The organism is uncultured Jatrophihabitans sp. (genome assembly GCF_964252635.1).
Lineage (GTDB): Bacteria > Actinomycetota > Actinomycetes > Mycobacteriales > Jatrophihabitantaceae > Jatrophihabitans.
On record NZ_CAXUNP010000010.1, the window covers coordinates 53,895 to 68,778 of the forward strand.

15 protein-coding genes are annotated in these 14,884 nt (G+C 72.5%); 8 read left to right on the forward strand and 7 right to left on the reverse strand.

All coding sequences use genetic code 11. The features are described from left to right. Window positions 1–8: 8 nt before the first annotated feature. Window positions 9–1,328, forward strand: a complete 1,320-nt coding sequence (locus tag ACFFCA_RS06670; protein WP_375483042.1) for an MATE family efflux transporter — start codon at window positions 9–11, stop codon at window positions 1,326–1,328. A gap of 1 nt (window position 1,329) precedes the next feature. Here ACFFCA_RS06670 and map read toward each other — a convergent pair whose 3' ends face one another. Then, the gene (gene map / locus ACFFCA_RS06675) at window positions 1,330–2,094 is read right to left on the reverse strand and encodes a type I methionyl aminopeptidase (protein WP_375483044.1); all 765 of its coding nucleotides are present in this window, start codon (window positions 2,092–2,094) and stop codon (window positions 1,330–1,332) included. 56 nt (window positions 2,095–2,150) lie between these two features. Between map and ACFFCA_RS06680 the strand changes: the two genes are divergently transcribed. From ACFFCA_RS06680 to ACFFCA_RS06705, 6 genes are all read left to right on the forward strand, one after another. After that, window positions 2,151–2,414, forward strand: coding sequence for a helix-turn-helix domain-containing protein (locus ACFFCA_RS06680; protein WP_375483046.1), 264 nt, complete (start codon window positions 2,151–2,153; stop codon window positions 2,412–2,414). A 151-nt stretch (window positions 2,415–2,565) separates the two neighbouring features. Further along, window positions 2,566–4,287, forward strand: coding sequence for a ubiquinone-dependent pyruvate dehydrogenase (gene poxB / locus ACFFCA_RS06685; RefSeq protein ID WP_375483048.1), 1,722 nt, complete (start codon window positions 2,566–2,568; stop codon window positions 4,285–4,287). A gap of 47 nt (window positions 4,288–4,334) precedes the next feature. Continuing rightward, complete coding sequence (locus ACFFCA_RS06690) at window positions 4,335–5,441, forward strand: branched-chain amino acid aminotransferase (RefSeq protein ID WP_375483050.1); 1,107 nt, start codon at window positions 4,335–4,337, stop codon at window positions 5,439–5,441. Between the two features lie 109 nt (window positions 5,442–5,550). Further along, the gene (locus ACFFCA_RS06695) at window positions 5,551–5,805 is read left to right on the forward strand and encodes a hypothetical protein (protein ID WP_375483052.1); all 255 of its coding nucleotides are present in this window, start codon (window positions 5,551–5,553) and stop codon (window positions 5,803–5,805) included. A 33-nt stretch (window positions 5,806–5,838) separates the two neighbouring features. Further along, entirely contained in the window at window positions 5,839–6,723 is an 885-nt protein-coding gene (locus ACFFCA_RS06700) for an aldo/keto reductase (protein ID WP_375483054.1), read from the forward strand. After that, window positions 6,720–7,082, forward strand: coding sequence for a DUF3253 domain-containing protein (locus tag ACFFCA_RS06705; protein ID WP_375483056.1), 363 nt, complete (start codon window positions 6,720–6,722; stop codon window positions 7,080–7,082). The genes ACFFCA_RS06700 and ACFFCA_RS06705 overlap by 4 nt, the downstream gene beginning before the upstream one ends. Window positions 7,083–7,095: 13 nt before the next feature. On the opposite strand, the gene ACFFCA_RS06710 is transcribed toward ACFFCA_RS06705, so the two are convergent. Continuing rightward, entirely contained in the window at window positions 7,096–8,634 is a 1,539-nt protein-coding gene (locus tag ACFFCA_RS06710; protein ID WP_375483138.1) for a class I adenylate-forming enzyme family protein, read from the reverse strand. Between the two features lie 2 nt (window positions 8,635–8,636). After that, the gene (locus ACFFCA_RS06715) at window positions 8,637–9,605 is read right to left on the reverse strand and encodes a phosphotriesterase (protein ID WP_375483058.1); all 969 of its coding nucleotides are present in this window, start codon (window positions 9,603–9,605) and stop codon (window positions 8,637–8,639) included. Between the two features lie 173 nt (window positions 9,606–9,778). Here ACFFCA_RS06715 and ACFFCA_RS06720 point away from each other — a divergent pair, with 173 nt between their 5' ends. Continuing rightward, on the forward strand, window positions 9,779–10,462 hold the full coding sequence (locus ACFFCA_RS06720; RefSeq protein ID WP_375483060.1) for an SDR family NAD(P)-dependent oxidoreductase: 684 nt from the start codon (window positions 9,779–9,781) through the stop codon (window positions 10,460–10,462). Between the two features lie 68 nt (window positions 10,463–10,530). On the opposite strand, the gene ACFFCA_RS06725 is transcribed toward ACFFCA_RS06720, so the two are convergent. From ACFFCA_RS06725 to ACFFCA_RS06740, 4 genes are read right to left on the reverse strand one after another with little or no spacing between them, the layout of a single operon-like run. Next, the gene (locus ACFFCA_RS06725; protein WP_375483062.1) at window positions 10,531–11,220 is read right to left on the reverse strand and encodes a 2-phosphosulfolactate phosphatase; all 690 of its coding nucleotides are present in this window, start codon (window positions 11,218–11,220) and stop codon (window positions 10,531–10,533) included. Then, window positions 11,217–11,978 carry a metallophosphoesterase family protein gene (locus tag ACFFCA_RS06730; protein WP_375483064.1) on the reverse strand — a complete coding sequence of 254 codons (762 nt, stop codon included), beginning with the start codon at window positions 11,976–11,978 and terminating at the stop codon, window positions 11,217–11,219. The genes ACFFCA_RS06725 and ACFFCA_RS06730 overlap by 4 nt, the downstream gene beginning before the upstream one ends. Then, window positions 11,975–12,574, reverse strand: a complete 600-nt coding sequence (locus ACFFCA_RS06735) for a hypothetical protein (protein ID WP_375483065.1) — start codon at window positions 12,572–12,574, stop codon at window positions 11,975–11,977. Before ACFFCA_RS06735 ends, ACFFCA_RS06730 begins: the two co-directional genes overlap by 4 nt. 30 nt (window positions 12,575–12,604) lie before the next feature. Beyond that, a complete protein-coding gene (locus ACFFCA_RS06740; RefSeq protein ID WP_375483067.1) occupies window positions 12,605–14,815 on the reverse strand; it encodes an NADP-dependent isocitrate dehydrogenase in 2,211 nt (736 codons plus the stop codon). Window positions 14,816–14,884: the final 69 nt, after the last annotated feature.

A 14,884-nucleotide genomic window follows, 5' to 3' on the forward strand; every position in this document is an offset into this window, starting at 1 on the left:
GACCCACCATGACCGAGGCACCCCACCCGACCCGACAGCTGCTGATGCTGACGCTCTCGGCGTTCGTCGTGCTCGCCGCGGAACCGCTCTACCTGCTGGTCGACACCGCCGTCGTCGGTCATCTCGGTGCCCGCGCGCTGGCCGGTCTCGGCGTCGGCGCCGCCCTGATGGGTCTGCTGACCATCGTCGGCTCGTTCGTCGAGTACGGCACGACGGCCCGGGCCGCGCGCTGGTTCGGCGCGGGCCGTCTCGACCGGGCCGTCGACGAGGGGGTGCAGGCGTCGTGGTTGGCCGGCGCGATCGGGGTCGCCGTCGTGGCCGCCGGCGAGGCCTCGGCCGGCCCGCTGACGCGGCTCCTGGCCGGAGGCGCCGGACCGACGGCCGACCTGGCCGAGGGCTGGTTCCGCATCGCCGTCCTGGGCATGCCGGGCGTGCTGCTGGTGCTCGCGGGCAATGGCTGGATGCGCGGCGTGCAACGCACCCGTCAACCGGTGGTCATCGTCCTGGCCGCCAACGCGGTGTCGGCGATCGCCTCTCCCCTGCTCGTGTACCCCGCGGGGCTCGGACTGCGCGGCTCGGCCGTCGCCAACGTGGCCGCCCAGGCCATCGGCGCGGCGCTGTTCCTGCGCGCCCTCGTGCGGGCCGCGCCGGGTGCCCGGCCGGACCGACGCGTCATGCGCGCCCAGGCCGTCATGGGCCGCGACCTCATCGTCCGGTCGGCGGCGTTCCAGGTGGCGTTCCTGACGGCGGCGGCTGTTGCCTCCCGGATGGGGACGGCCCAGATCGGCGCCCACCAGATCGGCCTGCAGTTGTGGGACTTCACGGCGCTGCTGCTCGACTCGGTGGCGATCGCCGCGCAGTCGCTGGTGGGCGCGGCGCTCGGGGGCGCCGACGCCGCGCAGGCCCGCGTGCTCGCCTGGCGGGTGGCGCGGTGGGGCCTGTGGGCCGGCCTCGGTTTCGCCGCGGTGTACGGAGCGCTGTACGCGGTCCTGCCGCACGCGTTCACCACCTCGTCCGCGGTCGTCGGCCAGACGCACGTGCTGTGGCCGTGGTTCGTGGCCATGCTGCCGGCGGCGGGCGTCGTGTTCGCCCTCGACGGGGTGCTCATCGGCGCCGGCGACGTGGCCTACCTCCGCACCCTGACGATCGTGGCCGCCGTCGTCTTCTTCGCGCCGATGAACCTGGCCGCCCAGCACTGGCACTGGGGTCTGGGCGGTGTCTGGGCCGGGCTCGCGTCATTCGTGCTGGTCCGCCTCGTCGGCATGCTGGCCCGCGCCCGCAGCGACCGCTGGCTCGTGCTCGGCGCCGAGCAGTCGGCGCCGGCATAGCTCACCGCGTCAGGATGCGCGGACCGTCCTCGGTGACGGCGATGGTGTGCTCGAAGTGGGCACCGCGCGAGCCGTCGGTGCTGCGCAGCGTCCAGCCGTCGTCGTCGACCCGGTAGGCGTTCACTCCCCCGGCCAGGAACCACGGCTCGATGGCGATGGTCAGCCCGGCCCGCAGGCGCAGGCCGCGCCCGGCCCGACCGTCGTTCGCGATGTGCGGGTCCTCGTGCATCGTGTGCCCGACACCGTGCCCGCCGAAGTCCGTGGACAGGCCGTACCCGGCCGTGCGGGCGACCGCACCGACGGCCGCCGAAACGTCGCCGACCCGTGCGCCGGGCACCGCGGCGTCGATCCCCGCCTGCAACGCCGCCGCAGTGCGCTCGAGCAACCGCGCGTCCTGCTCACCCGTCCGGCCGACACAGAAGGAGATCGCGGCGTCGCCGGTCCAGCCGTCGAGGGTGGCACCGCAGTCCACGCTGAGCAGGTCCCCGTCCTGCAGGGCGTAGCGGGACGGGATGCCGTGCAGCACCGCGTCGTTCACCGACAGGCACACGACGCCCGGGTACGGGCTGTTCGCGAACGACGGTTGGTAGCCGAGGAACGGCGAAGCTGCTCCCGCATCCTTCAGGACGCCTCGAGCGACCTCGTCCAGGTCGACGAGGCGCACCCCGACGTCCGCGGCGTCACGCACCGCGGTCAGCGCCCGCGCGACGACGGCGCCCGCCGCAGCCATGGCCTCGATCTCACCGGGGGTCTTGAGCTCCACCATCGCGGGTCCGCGTTCCTCTCGACCGGGATTGTTATACCGGTATTAGTATCACGGTCATGGTGCGCCCTATCCTCTCCCCCGCCGAACGCGAACGCGGCCGTCGGCTCGGTGCCACGCTGCGCCGCGCACGTGGCGACCGCAGCATGGTCGACGTCGCCACGGCCGCAGGCATCCCGGTCGAGACCCTGCGCAAGATCGAGACCGGGCGCATCGCCACTCCGGCCTTCTTCACCGTCGCGGCCCTGGGCGGTGTGCTCGGGCTCGACCTCGCCGAGCTGGCCCTGATCGCGCTGCCGACCCCGGCGGCCGAGTCGGCCTGACCACGTCCCGGGCGCGACCCGCCTGCGTCGCCGGTTCTTCCGCTCCGCTCTGGTACGGACCGAGCCCGGCGACAACCGTGCGCCCGTCGCCCCGAGCGGGAAGGACGATCAGTAGCGGCCTCGGGGGCCGTGGTTCCGGAGGGGAAACGCCATGCCGACCATTTCCGACGTCATCGCCGACACGCTGATCGCGAGCGGGGTGCGTCGTGTCTACGGCATCCCGGGCGACTCGCTCAACGGCTTCACCGACGCGCTGCGCACGCGCCCCGAACTCGCCTGGGTGCACGTCCGGCACGAGGAGGCGGCGGCCTTCGCGGCGAGCGCCGAGGCCGGCCTCACCGGTGAGCTCGCGGTCTGCGCCGGCAGCTGTGGCCCGGGCAACCTGCACCTCATCAACGGCCTGTACGACGCCAACCGTTCGCGGGTACCGGTGCTGGCCATCGCCGCGCAGATCCCCACCGCCGAGATCGGTTCGAACTTCTTCCAGGAGACGCATCCCCGCGAGCTGTTCCGCGAGTGCTCGGTGTTCGCCGAGGAGGTGACGCACGCCGAGCAGATGCCGCGGCTGCTGCGGATCGCGATGCGCGAGGCCCTCGGCAAGCGCGGCGTCGCCGTGCTCATCGTGCCGGGCGACCTGGGGACGACCTCCGTCGAGGCCGAGCCCGAACGCGTCGTCCAGCCCGGGTCCGAGGTCGTCCCCGCGGACGAGAGCGTCGCGGCCGCCCTCGAGACCCTGAACGCCGGCTCGAAGGTCACCATCCTCGCCGGGGCCGGCTGCGCGGGCGCGCACGACGAGCTGATGCAGCTCGCGGAGCTGTTGCAGGCCCCGATCGTGCACACCGTCCGCAGCAAGGACCACGTCGAGTACGACAACCCCTACGACGTCGGGCTCACCGGCCTGATCGGCTTCTCGTCCGGGTACCGCGCCATGGAGGCGTGCGACACGCTGCTCATGCTGGGCACCGACTTCCCCTACCAGCAGTTCTTCCCGACCGCCGCGACCGTCATCCAGGTCGACGAGCGGGGGTCGCAGCTCGGGCGCCGGACCAAGGTCCACACCGCCGTCGTCGGCTCGGTCCGGCCGACCGTCGCCGCCCTGCTGCCCCGGCTCGTGGGCGGCCGCTCGAGCAAGCACCTGGACGCGATGACCAAGCACTACGCCCGTGCGCGCAAGGACCTCGACGAGCTGGCCACGCCGAGCCGCCGCGGCGCGGCCGTCCATCCCCAGTACCTGACCCGGCTGCTCGACGAGGCCGCCGACGACGACGCGATCTTCATCCCCGACGTCGGCTCCCCCGTCGTCTGGGCCGCCCGTCACCTGCACATGAACGGTGCGCGTCGCCTCATCGGCTCGTTCAACCACGGGTCGATGGCCAACGCGCTGACGCAGGCCATCGGCGCGCAGTCCGCCTACCCGGGGCGCCAGGTCATCGCGCTGGCCGGCGACGGCGGGCTCGCCATGCTGCTGGGCGAGTTGATCACACTCGCCCAGCAGCAGCTGCCGGTCAAGGTCGTGGTGTACGACAACTCGTCGCTGAATTTCGTCGAGCTGGAGATGAAGGCCGCGGGCTTCGTGAACTTCGGGACCCAGCTCGACAACCCGGACTTCGCCAAGGTCGGCGACGCACTCGGTGTCCGTGGCTGGCGGGTCGAGCGCTCGAAGGACCTGCCCGGCGCGGTCACGGAGTTCCTGGCCCACGACGGCCCGGCGATCCTCGACGTCGTGACCGCACGCCAGGAGCTGTCCATCCCGCCGACCGTGACGGCCGAGCAGGCCAAGGGGTTCGCCCTGTTCGCCATCCGGACCGTGATGTCCGGGCGCGGCACCGAACTCGTCGACCTGGCCCGCACCAACATGCGGCAGATCTTCTAGCGCATCGGACGAACACGGCGCGAAGAGCTCGGAGATACAGTGAAGCGATGAGCGAAGACACCGTGCCGCGCTTCGGCGTGGTCCCTGCGTCCACACGCGTGTCGGCGGCCGACCGCGAGACGATCCTGCGGAACCCGGGGTTCGGCCGCTACTTCACCGACCACATGGCGCGCGCCGTCTGGACCCGCGACGCCGGCTGGCACGACGCCGACGTCCGCGCCGTCGAACCCCTCGTCCTGCACCCGAGCGCGGCGGTCCTGCACTACGCCCAGGAGATCTTCGAGGGGCTCAAGGCCTACCGCCAGCCCGACGGCAGCGTGGCCCTGTTCCGGCCCGACATGAACGCCGCCCGCTTCCGCCGCTCCGCCGCCCGCCTGGCCCTGCCCGAACTGCCCGTCGAGATGTTCCTCGACAGCGTCGAGCAGCTCGTGCGCACGGACGTCGACTGGGTGCCCGACGGGTCTCACGAGGCCAGCTTGTACCTGCGCCCCTACGCGGTGGCCACCGAGGCCTACCTCGGCGTCCGCCCGGCCGACGAGGTGTTCTACGGCGTCATCGCCTCCCCCGCCGGCGCGTACTTCGCCGCAGGCAGCACCGGGATCACCCTCTGGGTCTCGACGGAGTTCGTGCGCGCCGCGCCGGGTGGCACGGGTGCGGCCAAGTGCGGCGGCAACTACGCCGCCAGCCTGCTCCCCCAGGTGCAGGCTCAGGAGCAGGGCTGCGACCAGGTGCTGTACACCGTCGAGGTCGACGGCCAGACCTGCATCGACGAGTCGGGCACCATGAACGTCTTCCTCGTGACGAAGGACGGCGAGCTGGTGACGCCGTCGCTGGCCGGCGGCACGATCCTCTCCGGGGTCACCCGTGACAGCGTCCTGACCCTCGCCAAGTCCTTCGACCTCAATCCGGTCGAGCGGCAGGTCAGCCTGGCCGAGGTGTTGGACGGGGTGGCCGACGGCACGATCCTCGAGGTGTTCGCCGCGGGCACCGCCGCCGTCATCACGCCGATCACCGGGCTCAAGACCGCGGATCGTGCGTGCACGGTCGCCGACGGGTCGCCGGGCCGGCTCAGCGAGCAGCTGCGCCAGCACATCGTCGACATCCAGTTCGGCCGGCGCGACGACGAGCACGGGTGGCTGCACCGCGTTACGTGAGGCGGCCCGGGTCGGGGTTCGCGATGGTCGCGACCCCGTAACGGGTTGGTCGCGAACCTTCCGGGGCCACCCGGGTGCGGCGTACGTTCGGCGCGTCGAAAGGCTCGCCATGATCGCCCCTCTCGTGCTCCTCGCCCTGGTGGCCTGCCTGGTGGTGTGGCGCCGGGTGCGGGCGGGGCGGCGCCGCCGCGAGGCGGGCCGGATGGTGGTGGGCACGTACCCCGAGATTGAGCTGCGCCAGCCCTACGGCGGGTGGGACGCCGACGCCTACGACGCGCACACCGGACACGACCGCAGTGCGGCCAGCACGCTGCCCGCCAGCGCCGCGTTCGTGCACGGCCTCGCTCCCGTGCGCCGCCACTGATACGACACCGCGACCCCGGGGCAGGGTCTGGACATGCAGACACGCACCCTGGGCAACGACACCGTCGGCCGGCACGAGGTCGGAGCCATCGGGCTCGGGCTGATGACCTTCGACCAGACCGGTGACCAGCCCCGCGACCAGCTCCGCGACACCGTCCGCGCAGCCGTCGACGCGGGCGTCACCCTGTTCGACACCGCGGACGCCTACGGGCCGGGTGAGCAACTCGGCCCCGACGCCCAGGGCGCCAACGAGACGCTGATCGCCGGCCTGCTCGACGAGCTGGGCCTGCGCGACCGGGTGCTGCTGGCCACCAAGGCCGGGCACGTGCGGACCGACGGGGGTGGTTGGGCGACGGACGGGTCGCCGGCGCACCTGCGCCAGGCCGTCGACGACAGTCGACGTCGGCTGGGCGTCGAGCAGATCGCGCTCTGGCAGCACCACCGTCCCGATTCCTCGGTCGACTACGCCGACACCGTCGGCACGCTCAAGGACGTGTACGACACCGGCGCCGTCGCCGTGGTGGGACTGTCGAACGCCGACCCGGAGCAGATCCGCCAGGCGCACGCCATCCTCGGCGACGCCCTGGTCAGCGTCCAGAACCAGTTCTCCCCCGCGTTCCGCAGCAGTGCGGCGGAGATCGACGCGTGCGCCGAACTCGGGCTGGCGTTCCTGCCCTGGAGCCCGCTCGGCGGCCTGGGCAGCGCCAAGGACCTCGCGAGCAAGCACCCGGCGTTCGCGCAGGTGGCCGACGAGCTCGGTGTCAGCGCCCAGCAGGTCGCGCTGGCCTGGGAGCTGGCGCAGTCCGCCGTCGTCATCCCGATCCCCGGCGCCAAGCGGCCGCAGTCGGTGCAGGACTCGGCCGCCGCGGCGGACCTGCAGCTGACCGACGAGCAGCTCGCCAGGCTCGACGACGAGTGACCCCGCCCGACAAGGCCTGCCGGTCGTGCGGGCGCACGATCCAGTGGCGCAAGAAGTGGGAGCGTGACTGGGACGAGGTCCGCTACTGCAGCGCCGCATGCCGCAAGCACGGCATCACCGACGTCGACCGGAAGCTCGAGGCCAGCATCCGGCAGCTGCTGTCGACGCGCAGCGGCACGATCTGCCCGTCGGACGCCGCCCGGGCCGTCGGCACCGAGGACGGCTGGCGCGACCTCATGGAGCCGGCGCGCCGGGCCGCTCGACGGCTCGTTGCCGCGGGCGAGGTCGAGATCACCCAGGGCGGCCGGGTGGTCGACCCGTCGGCGGCCAAGGGACCGATCCGCATCCGTCGCCGCTGAGCCCCGAGGCCCGTCAGCGCAGCGGTGGACCCCAGTCGGCCTCGCCGCGCAGCCGGCTCTTGAGCAGCTTCCCGCCCGCGTTGCGCGGCAGCGGGCTGGACACGACACGGACGAACTGCGGGATCTTGTAGTCGGCCAGCCGTTCCCGGCAGTGCGCGAGCACCGCCTCGACGTCCGGGTCGGCACCGTCCACGCCGACCAGCACCGCGCCGACCTTCTCTCCCATGACGTCGTCCGGCACCGCGAGGACCGCGGCCTCCCCGACGCCCGGCGCCGAGGCCAACGCGCCCTCCACCTCGACACTCGACACGTTCTCGCCACCCCGGTTGATGATGTCCTTGGCGCGGTCGACGATGTGGATCCGTCCGTCCTCGTCGGCGCAGACGATGTCGCCGGTCCGCAGCCACCCGTCGACCACCGTGGCCGCGGTCTCCTCCGCCCGCTGCCAGTAGGCGGTCATGACGTTCGGGCCGCGGGCGAGCAGCTCACCGGTCAGCGGGTCGCCGTCGAGCGGGGCGATGGCCAGATCCACGACGGGCATGGCGTAGCCGACCGAGTCGGCGTGCTCGACGGCGTCGTGGTCGGGCAGCACCGTCATCAGCGACGCCGTCTCGGTCATGCCGTACCCGTTCGAGACCGCGCTGTTGGGGAACGCCCGTTTCAGGTCGAGCACCAGCGACGGGGCGATCGGCGCCCCGCCGTAACCGACCCAGCGCACGCCGCTGACGTCGGCTGCCGCGAACCGCGGGTGGCGCAGCAGCAACGCGTACACCGCCGGCACGGTGACCAGGAAGGAGATGCGTTCGGTGACCAGTGCGTCGACGACGCCGGCGAGATCGAGCGCAGGCATGATGACGGCCGCGCCCCCGAGGTAGAGCGCGACGAGCAGCTGGGAGTTGCATCCGGTGACGTGGAACAGCGGCACCGAGATCAGCGTGCGCAGGTCCGGGCCGGGTTCGTCGGACAGCGCCAGGGACACCGTCATCGTGCGGGCGTTGCTGAGGAACGCGCGGTGCGTCGTCGGGACGCCCTTCGGGTGCCCGGTCGTGCCCGAGGTGTAGAAGAACGCGGCCACGTCGTCGGGCCCGAGGTCGTCGACGACGACCGGGTCACCGTCGGGCAGGGCGACGTCGGGGGCGAGGTCCACGACCGCACCGCAGTCGGCAAGCACGAACTCGACCTCGGGCGGCGCCAACCGGGTGTTGACGGCGACCGCAATGCCGCCGCACAGCACGGTGCCGAGGAACGCGAGCGTCCAGTCGACCCCCGCCGGGTAGCGGACGGCGACCCGGTCGCCGCGTCCGACGCCCTGCTCGCGCAGACCCCCGGCCACCCGCGCGGCGGCGTCCCACAGCTGCCGGTAGGTCAGGCGCCGGCCGCCGAGCTCGACGACCGCCTCGGCGTCCGGCCGGTCGTCGGCGTGGTCGCGCAGCAGGGTGACGAGCGAGGTGGGCAGGTCCTCGTAGTACGCCACGCCCTGCGCGTCACGGGCGATCCCGGTCGTCGGATAGGGGTAGGCGGCCGACCGCGGGACGGGCACCACGGCGGGCACGCTCACGTGCCCGCTCGTTCGAAGTAGCGGCGCGGGTTGTCGACGAGCATGGTGGTGAGCTGGGCGTCCGTGACGCCGGCGTCGCGCAGGGCCGGCAGCACCGTGTCGTGGATGAAGGTGAAGTGCCAGTTCGGGGCGAACTCGTCCACGAACCCGGGCGGGAACCAGTCGATGTGACACGACGCGTCGTGGGCCAGCACCAGCTGGTCGGCGTATCCCTGCTCGACGAGCGTGGCGACGGTCTGCACGCGCTGGTCCGTGGGCAGCAGGACGTCGAGGCCGAACCGGTCCATGCCCAGGTAGCCGCCGGTGTCGAGCAGCTCGCGCAGGTAGTCGAGGTCGGTGCTGTCGCCGCTGTGGCCGAACACGACCTGCGACAGATCGACACCCTCGCTGCGCAGGACGTCGCGCGCCGCGAGCCCGGTGCGGTGCGGCGCGCTGGTGTGCACGGTGATCGGAACGCCGGTGCGCTTGTGCGTCTCGGCCACGGCCCGCATCACCCGCTCGACGCCCGGGGTCAGCTGGTCCTCGATGGCGCACTTCAGGAACGCGGCCTTGATGCCGGTGCCCGCGATGCCGTCCTCGATGTCCCCTACGAACATGGCGACCATGGGCTCGTCGCCCTCGAACAGCGTGCCGGGCCCGACGTAGTGGAAGAAGAACGGCACGTCGTTGTAGGTGTAGAGCCCGGTGGCCGGCACGATGTTGATGTCGACCTGCTCGTTGACCCGGGCCACCCGTTCGACGTCACGACCCAGCCCGACGACCGTTGGGTCGACGATGGTGTCGACCCCGCGGTCCTTGAGCGCCTGCAGCCTGGTGACGGCGTCACCGACCCGCGTCTGCTCGTCCCACGTCTGCGGGTAGTTGCGGCGGATCTCCTCGCTGAGCACAAAGACGTGCTCGTGCATGAGCGTCGTGCCCAGCGCCTCCGTCGGGACCGGACCTCGCACCGTCTGGATGTCGGGCATGTGGGTGCCACCTCTCGTGCTCGCGCGTCGGAGACGGCCCGAGTGCGGCGAGCGGCGGTGCCCGGACGGTCTGGACGCTATCGGCGCCGACGGTGACTGACCAGGGCCCCGGATGTGCGCGTCGACAGCATCCGGACGCAGCATGACCCCATGACCTCTGTCAGGGTGTCGACATGGAGATCTCGGGTGCGCACGTCCTGGTCGTCGGCGCGACGGGCGGGCTGGGCTCGGCGCTGGCCAGGGCCTTGGCCGCCGACGGCGCCAGGCTCAGCCTGAGCGGCCGCGACGCCACCCGGCTGTCCGCCCTGGCCGACGAGCTCACCGCGTCGGTGCTGAGCTCGGTGTCCGCCGACCTCGTCGACCCCTCTGCGCCGGCGCGGATCGTGGACGCCGCGGTTGCCGCGAGCCCGCTGGACGTCGTCGTCTTCGCGGCCGGCGTGGTCGCGTTCGGCGCCGTCGCCGAGCTCGACGACGACACCCTCGATCAGCTGCTGCTCGTCAACGTCATCGCGCCGGTGCGCCTGCTGCGCGCCGTGGCGCCGCAGCTCGGTCGTGGCGCCGTGGTCGTGAACCTCAGCGCCGTCGTCGCCGAGACGCCCTTGCCCGGGATGGCGGCCTACGCGGCGTCCAAGGCCGCGCTCACCGCGTTCGACCGCGCCGCCGGCCGGGAGCTGCGCCGGGCCGGGGTCCGCGTGCTCGACGTCCGCCCGCCGCACACCGAGACCGGCCTGGCGTCGCGCCCGGTTGCCGGTATTTCGCCCCGGCTCGGAGCGGGCAAGTCGCCGGACGAGGTGGCGGCCCGCATCGTGCAGGCGTTGCGGGACGACGAGGCCGACCTGCCCAGCGACGCCTTCTGACGCCGACGGTGTGCAGACGCGCGGGCCCAGACACGCGGGTCTGCATACCGTCGGACGCGAGCAGTGGGTCAGCCGGCCGTGAGCAGCAGCCCGCCGTCCGTCGGGCGGGCCTCCATCGCGAAGTCGAAGGCGTCGACGCGGACGGCCAGCTCGATGTCGCGCGGGTCGACGTGGCCCGGCCCCAGCGCCAGCGTCACCTCGGCCTCGCGGCTGGTCGCCACCGCCCGTGCCGTCCGGTCCGCGTCGATCGCCTCCCCCGTGCGCACCCGCTCGACCAGCTCCGCGGTCAGCCGGTCGTCCTCGCCGGGGTGGTCGGCACCGCGGTCACCGGTCAGCACGTAGGCGGGGGCACCGAGCCCGGCCGCGGCCACCGCGCGGGCGGTGGCGGTGGCGCACACCAGGCCGGTCGCCCACCGCCGGGCCGCTCCGGACGCTGCCACCATGCCGCGCGTGCCGGCCGAGGTCCGTTGTACGAGCTCGCGACCGTCGAGCTCGGCCTGCGACACCTCCCAGGGCGAGTTCGCGAAGTCGAACCCCGGCACGCGGCGGCCGCCGTCCTCGCCCATCGCCAGCAGGCCGGGCCGCTCCGCCTTCAAGGCGAGGGCCTCGCCGACGGTATCGACGAGCCAGATCGCCGACGCTCCCCCGGCGAACGCGTACGCCGCCGTGGTGAAGGCACGCAGCACGTCGACCACGACCACCGCTCCCCCGGCCTCGTGGGCCCGGCCGGCGGGCAAGAACTGGGCGGGGCCGGTCACGGCCGGTCGCCCTGCGGGGTGAAGGCGGCGATCGCGTCCGCGTCGCTGTTGGCAGACCGGACGTACTCGTCGGCCCAGGCCTGCCGGTCCGGGTAGGTCGACCCGGCGACGACCGCCGCCACGGTGGCGTCCACGTCGACCCGGGTGTGGCGCAGGGTCACCGCACCATCGCGCAGGAGGGCCCAGGCGCCGCCCGCACGCCCATAGGGCATGCCGACGCTGCCGGCGTTGATGACGAGCCGGCGATCGACGAGCCGGACGTACGGCATGTGCGTGTGTCCGCACACCACGGTGCGCTGCTCGTCGGTCAGCCCGGACAGTGCGTCGGCCCAGCGCGTCAGGGGCGAGTCGACGAGCACGATATCGTCGTCGCGGCGCGGGGTGCCGTGACAGAAGACGACCGGCCCGAACCCGTCGACGTCCAGGACGAGCGGGTGCGGCAGCCCGGCCAGCAGGTCGACGTGGTCGTCGGTGAGCTGCTCGGCCGCCCATGGCGTGATCTCGTCAGGCACGTCGATGTCCTGGCCGCGGCGCAGCGCGACCAGTTCGCGGTCGGCGTTGCCGCGTACGAGGCGCACCCGGTCGCCCTCGGCGAGCAGGCGGTCGAGCACCGCGTCGGGTTGCGGGCCGGAGGCGTGGTCGCCGGTCACGACGACGAGGTCGGCGGCGCGGACGTCGGGTTCGTCGAGGACGGCCGACAGCACCGGCAGCACGCCGTGCACGTCGGACAGCACCGCGACCGAACGGGGGGCGGTCATACCCGTACGGCGGCGAGACCGACGGGAGGCTGCCCGTCCCAGCTGCCCGTGAGGCGGGCCCGGCCGGGCACGTCGGGCCCGAGCAGGCGCTGCAGGACGAACTCGCACCCGCCGGCGCGGATCAGGGTGCTGATGTCCTCGTCGACGGCGGTGACGTCGTCGATGACCGGCACCGCCCCGCGATCGCCCTCGACGGACGTCAGCACCGACGGCTCGCGGTGGGAACCGTCCTCGAGGACCACCTCGGCCTGCGGTGCTGCGGTGCACAGGGCGGTGGCCAGCGCGCGGACGGACACCGCGTCGGTGCACCCGTCGTAGACCCAGCGCCGGCCCAGGACCGAGTGCTCGGTGGTGCCGACCGGTACGGCGTCGTCGAGCGGCGCCGCGCGGTAGGTGACCGGAATCTGGAACACCCGATCGCCCGAACGGACGAGGTGGATCTCGATACCGACCTCACCGTCCGGGTCGTCCCACCGGTACGCGCCGACCACCCCGAGCGGTCCACCGTCGGTGAACCACGACCGTCCGGGTGCGAACGCCTGCAGCAGCTCGAGCTTGGACGGGGTCAGGGACGCCGTGTTGTAGAGATGGGCCACGGTGCGACCGTACCGCCGGCGCGAACCCGCCTAGAGCAGGGCGAGAGCCTGGTTCAGGGTCGGCGACGGGCGCATGACGTCCGAGGCCTTCGCACCGTCCGGGCGGTAGTAACCGCCGATGTCGACCGGTGAGCCCTGCACGGCGAGCAGCTCGTCGATGATCTGCTGCTCGTTGCTGCCCAGGGCCTCGGCGACCTCGCGGAACGCGGACGCCAGTTCGGCGTCGTCGGTCTGCCTCGCCAGCTCCTGCGCCCAGTACAGCGCCAGGTAGAAGTGGCTGCCGCGGTTGTCGATGGTCCCGAGCTTGCGACCCGGCGAGCGGTTCTCGTCGAGGAAGGTCGCGGTCGCACGGTCCAGCGTGTCCGCGAGGATCTGGGCGCGCGCGTTGCCCGTCGACTGCCCGAGGTGGTCGAAGGCGACGGCCAGCGCGAGGAACTCGCCCAGGCTGTCCCACCGGAGGTAGTCCTCCTTGACGAGCTGCTGGACGTGCTTGGGAGCCGAGCCGCCGGCGCCGGTCTCGAACAGCCCGCCGCCGTTGATGAGCGGGACGACGGACAGCATCTTGGCCGACGTGCCGAGCTCCAGGATCGGGAACAGGTCGGTGAGGTAGTCGCGCAGCACGTTGCCGGTCACCGAGATGGTGTCCTCGCCCTTGCGTATGCGCTCGAGGGAGAACGCGATCGCGTCGACGGGGGCCATGATCTCGAGCTGCAGGCCGTCGGTGTCGTGTTCGGGCAGGTACTCGCGCACCTTCTCGATGAGCACCGCGTCGTGTGCGCGCGTCTCGTCGAGCCAGAACACGGCCGGCGAGCCGGTGGCGCGGGCACGGGTGACGGCGAGCTTGACCCAGTCGCGGATCGGGACGTCCTTGGTCTGGCACATGCGCCAGATGTCGCCCTCGGACACGACGTGCCTGAGCACGACCTCACCGGCGGCGTTCGTCACGCGGACCGTGCCCGTCGTCGGGATCTCGAAGGTCTTGTCGTGCGAGCCGTACTCCTCGGCGGCCTGCGCCATGAGCCCGACGTTCGGCACCGAGCCCATCGTGGCCGGGTCGTACGCGCCGTGCGCGCGGCAGTCGTCGATGACCACCTGGTAGATGCCGGCGTAGCTGGAGTCCGGGATGACGGCGAGCGTGTCGGCCTCGTCGCCGTCCGGACCCCACATGTGGCCGGACGTACGGATCATGGCCGGCATCGAGGCGTCGACGATGACGTCGCTGGGCACGTGCAGGTTGGTGATGCCGCGGTCGGAGTCGACCATGGCCAGGGCCGGCCCGTCCTGGATGCCCTGCTCGAACGCGGCCTTGATCTCGGCGCCGCCGTCGACCGAATCGAGGCCGCTGAGGATGGCGCCGAGACCGTCGTTGGGGCTCAGGCCGGCGGCCGCGAGCGCGTCGCCGTGGCGGGTGAAGACGTCCGGGAAGAACGCGCGCACGACGTGGCCGAAGATGATCGGGTCCGAGACCTTCATCATCGTCGCCTTGAGGTGCACCGAGAACAGCACGCCCTCGTCCTTCGCGCGCTGGATCTGCGCGGTGAGGAACTCGCGCAGCGGCCCGACGCGCATCGTGGTGGCGTCGACGACCTCGCCGGCCAGCACCGGTACCGACTCGCGCAGCACGGTCGTGCTGCCGTCGTCGCCGGCCAGGGTGATGGTGAGCGTGTCGTCGGCGGGCAGGACGGCCGACTTCTCGCTGCCGCGGAAGTCGTCGGCGTCCATGTGCGCGACGTTGGTCCGCGACTCGGGCGTCCACGCGCCCATCCGGTGCGGGTGCTTGCGGGCGTACTGCTTCACCGACGCCGGGGCCCGGCGGTCGGAGTTGCCCTCGCGCAGCACCGGGTTGACCGCGCTGCCCTTGGTGCGGTCGTATCGGGCGCGGGCGTCCTTCTGCTCGTCGGTCCTCGGGTCGTCCGGGTAGTCGGGCAGGTCGTAGCCCTGGCTCTGCAGTTCCTTGATCGCGGCCTTCAGCTGCGGGATCGACGCGCTGATGTTCGGCAGCTTGATGATGTTGGCCTCGGGTGTCTTGGCCAGTTCCCCGAGCTCGGCCAGCGCGTCGTCCTGGCGCTGCTTGTCGGTCAGGCGGTCCGGGAACTGGGCGACGATGCGCCCGGCGAGGGAGATGTCGCGCGTCTCGACCTCGACCCCGGCGGTCGAGGCGTAGGCCTCGATGATCGGCAGGAACGAGTAGGTGGCCAGCAGCGGCGCCTCGTCCGTGTGCGTATAGATGATCTTGGCCATGGTCGCGGTCACTCCCCGGGGTTCGACGATCGCAGATGTCTTGACGTCAAGATACCTTGCTCGCGCGTC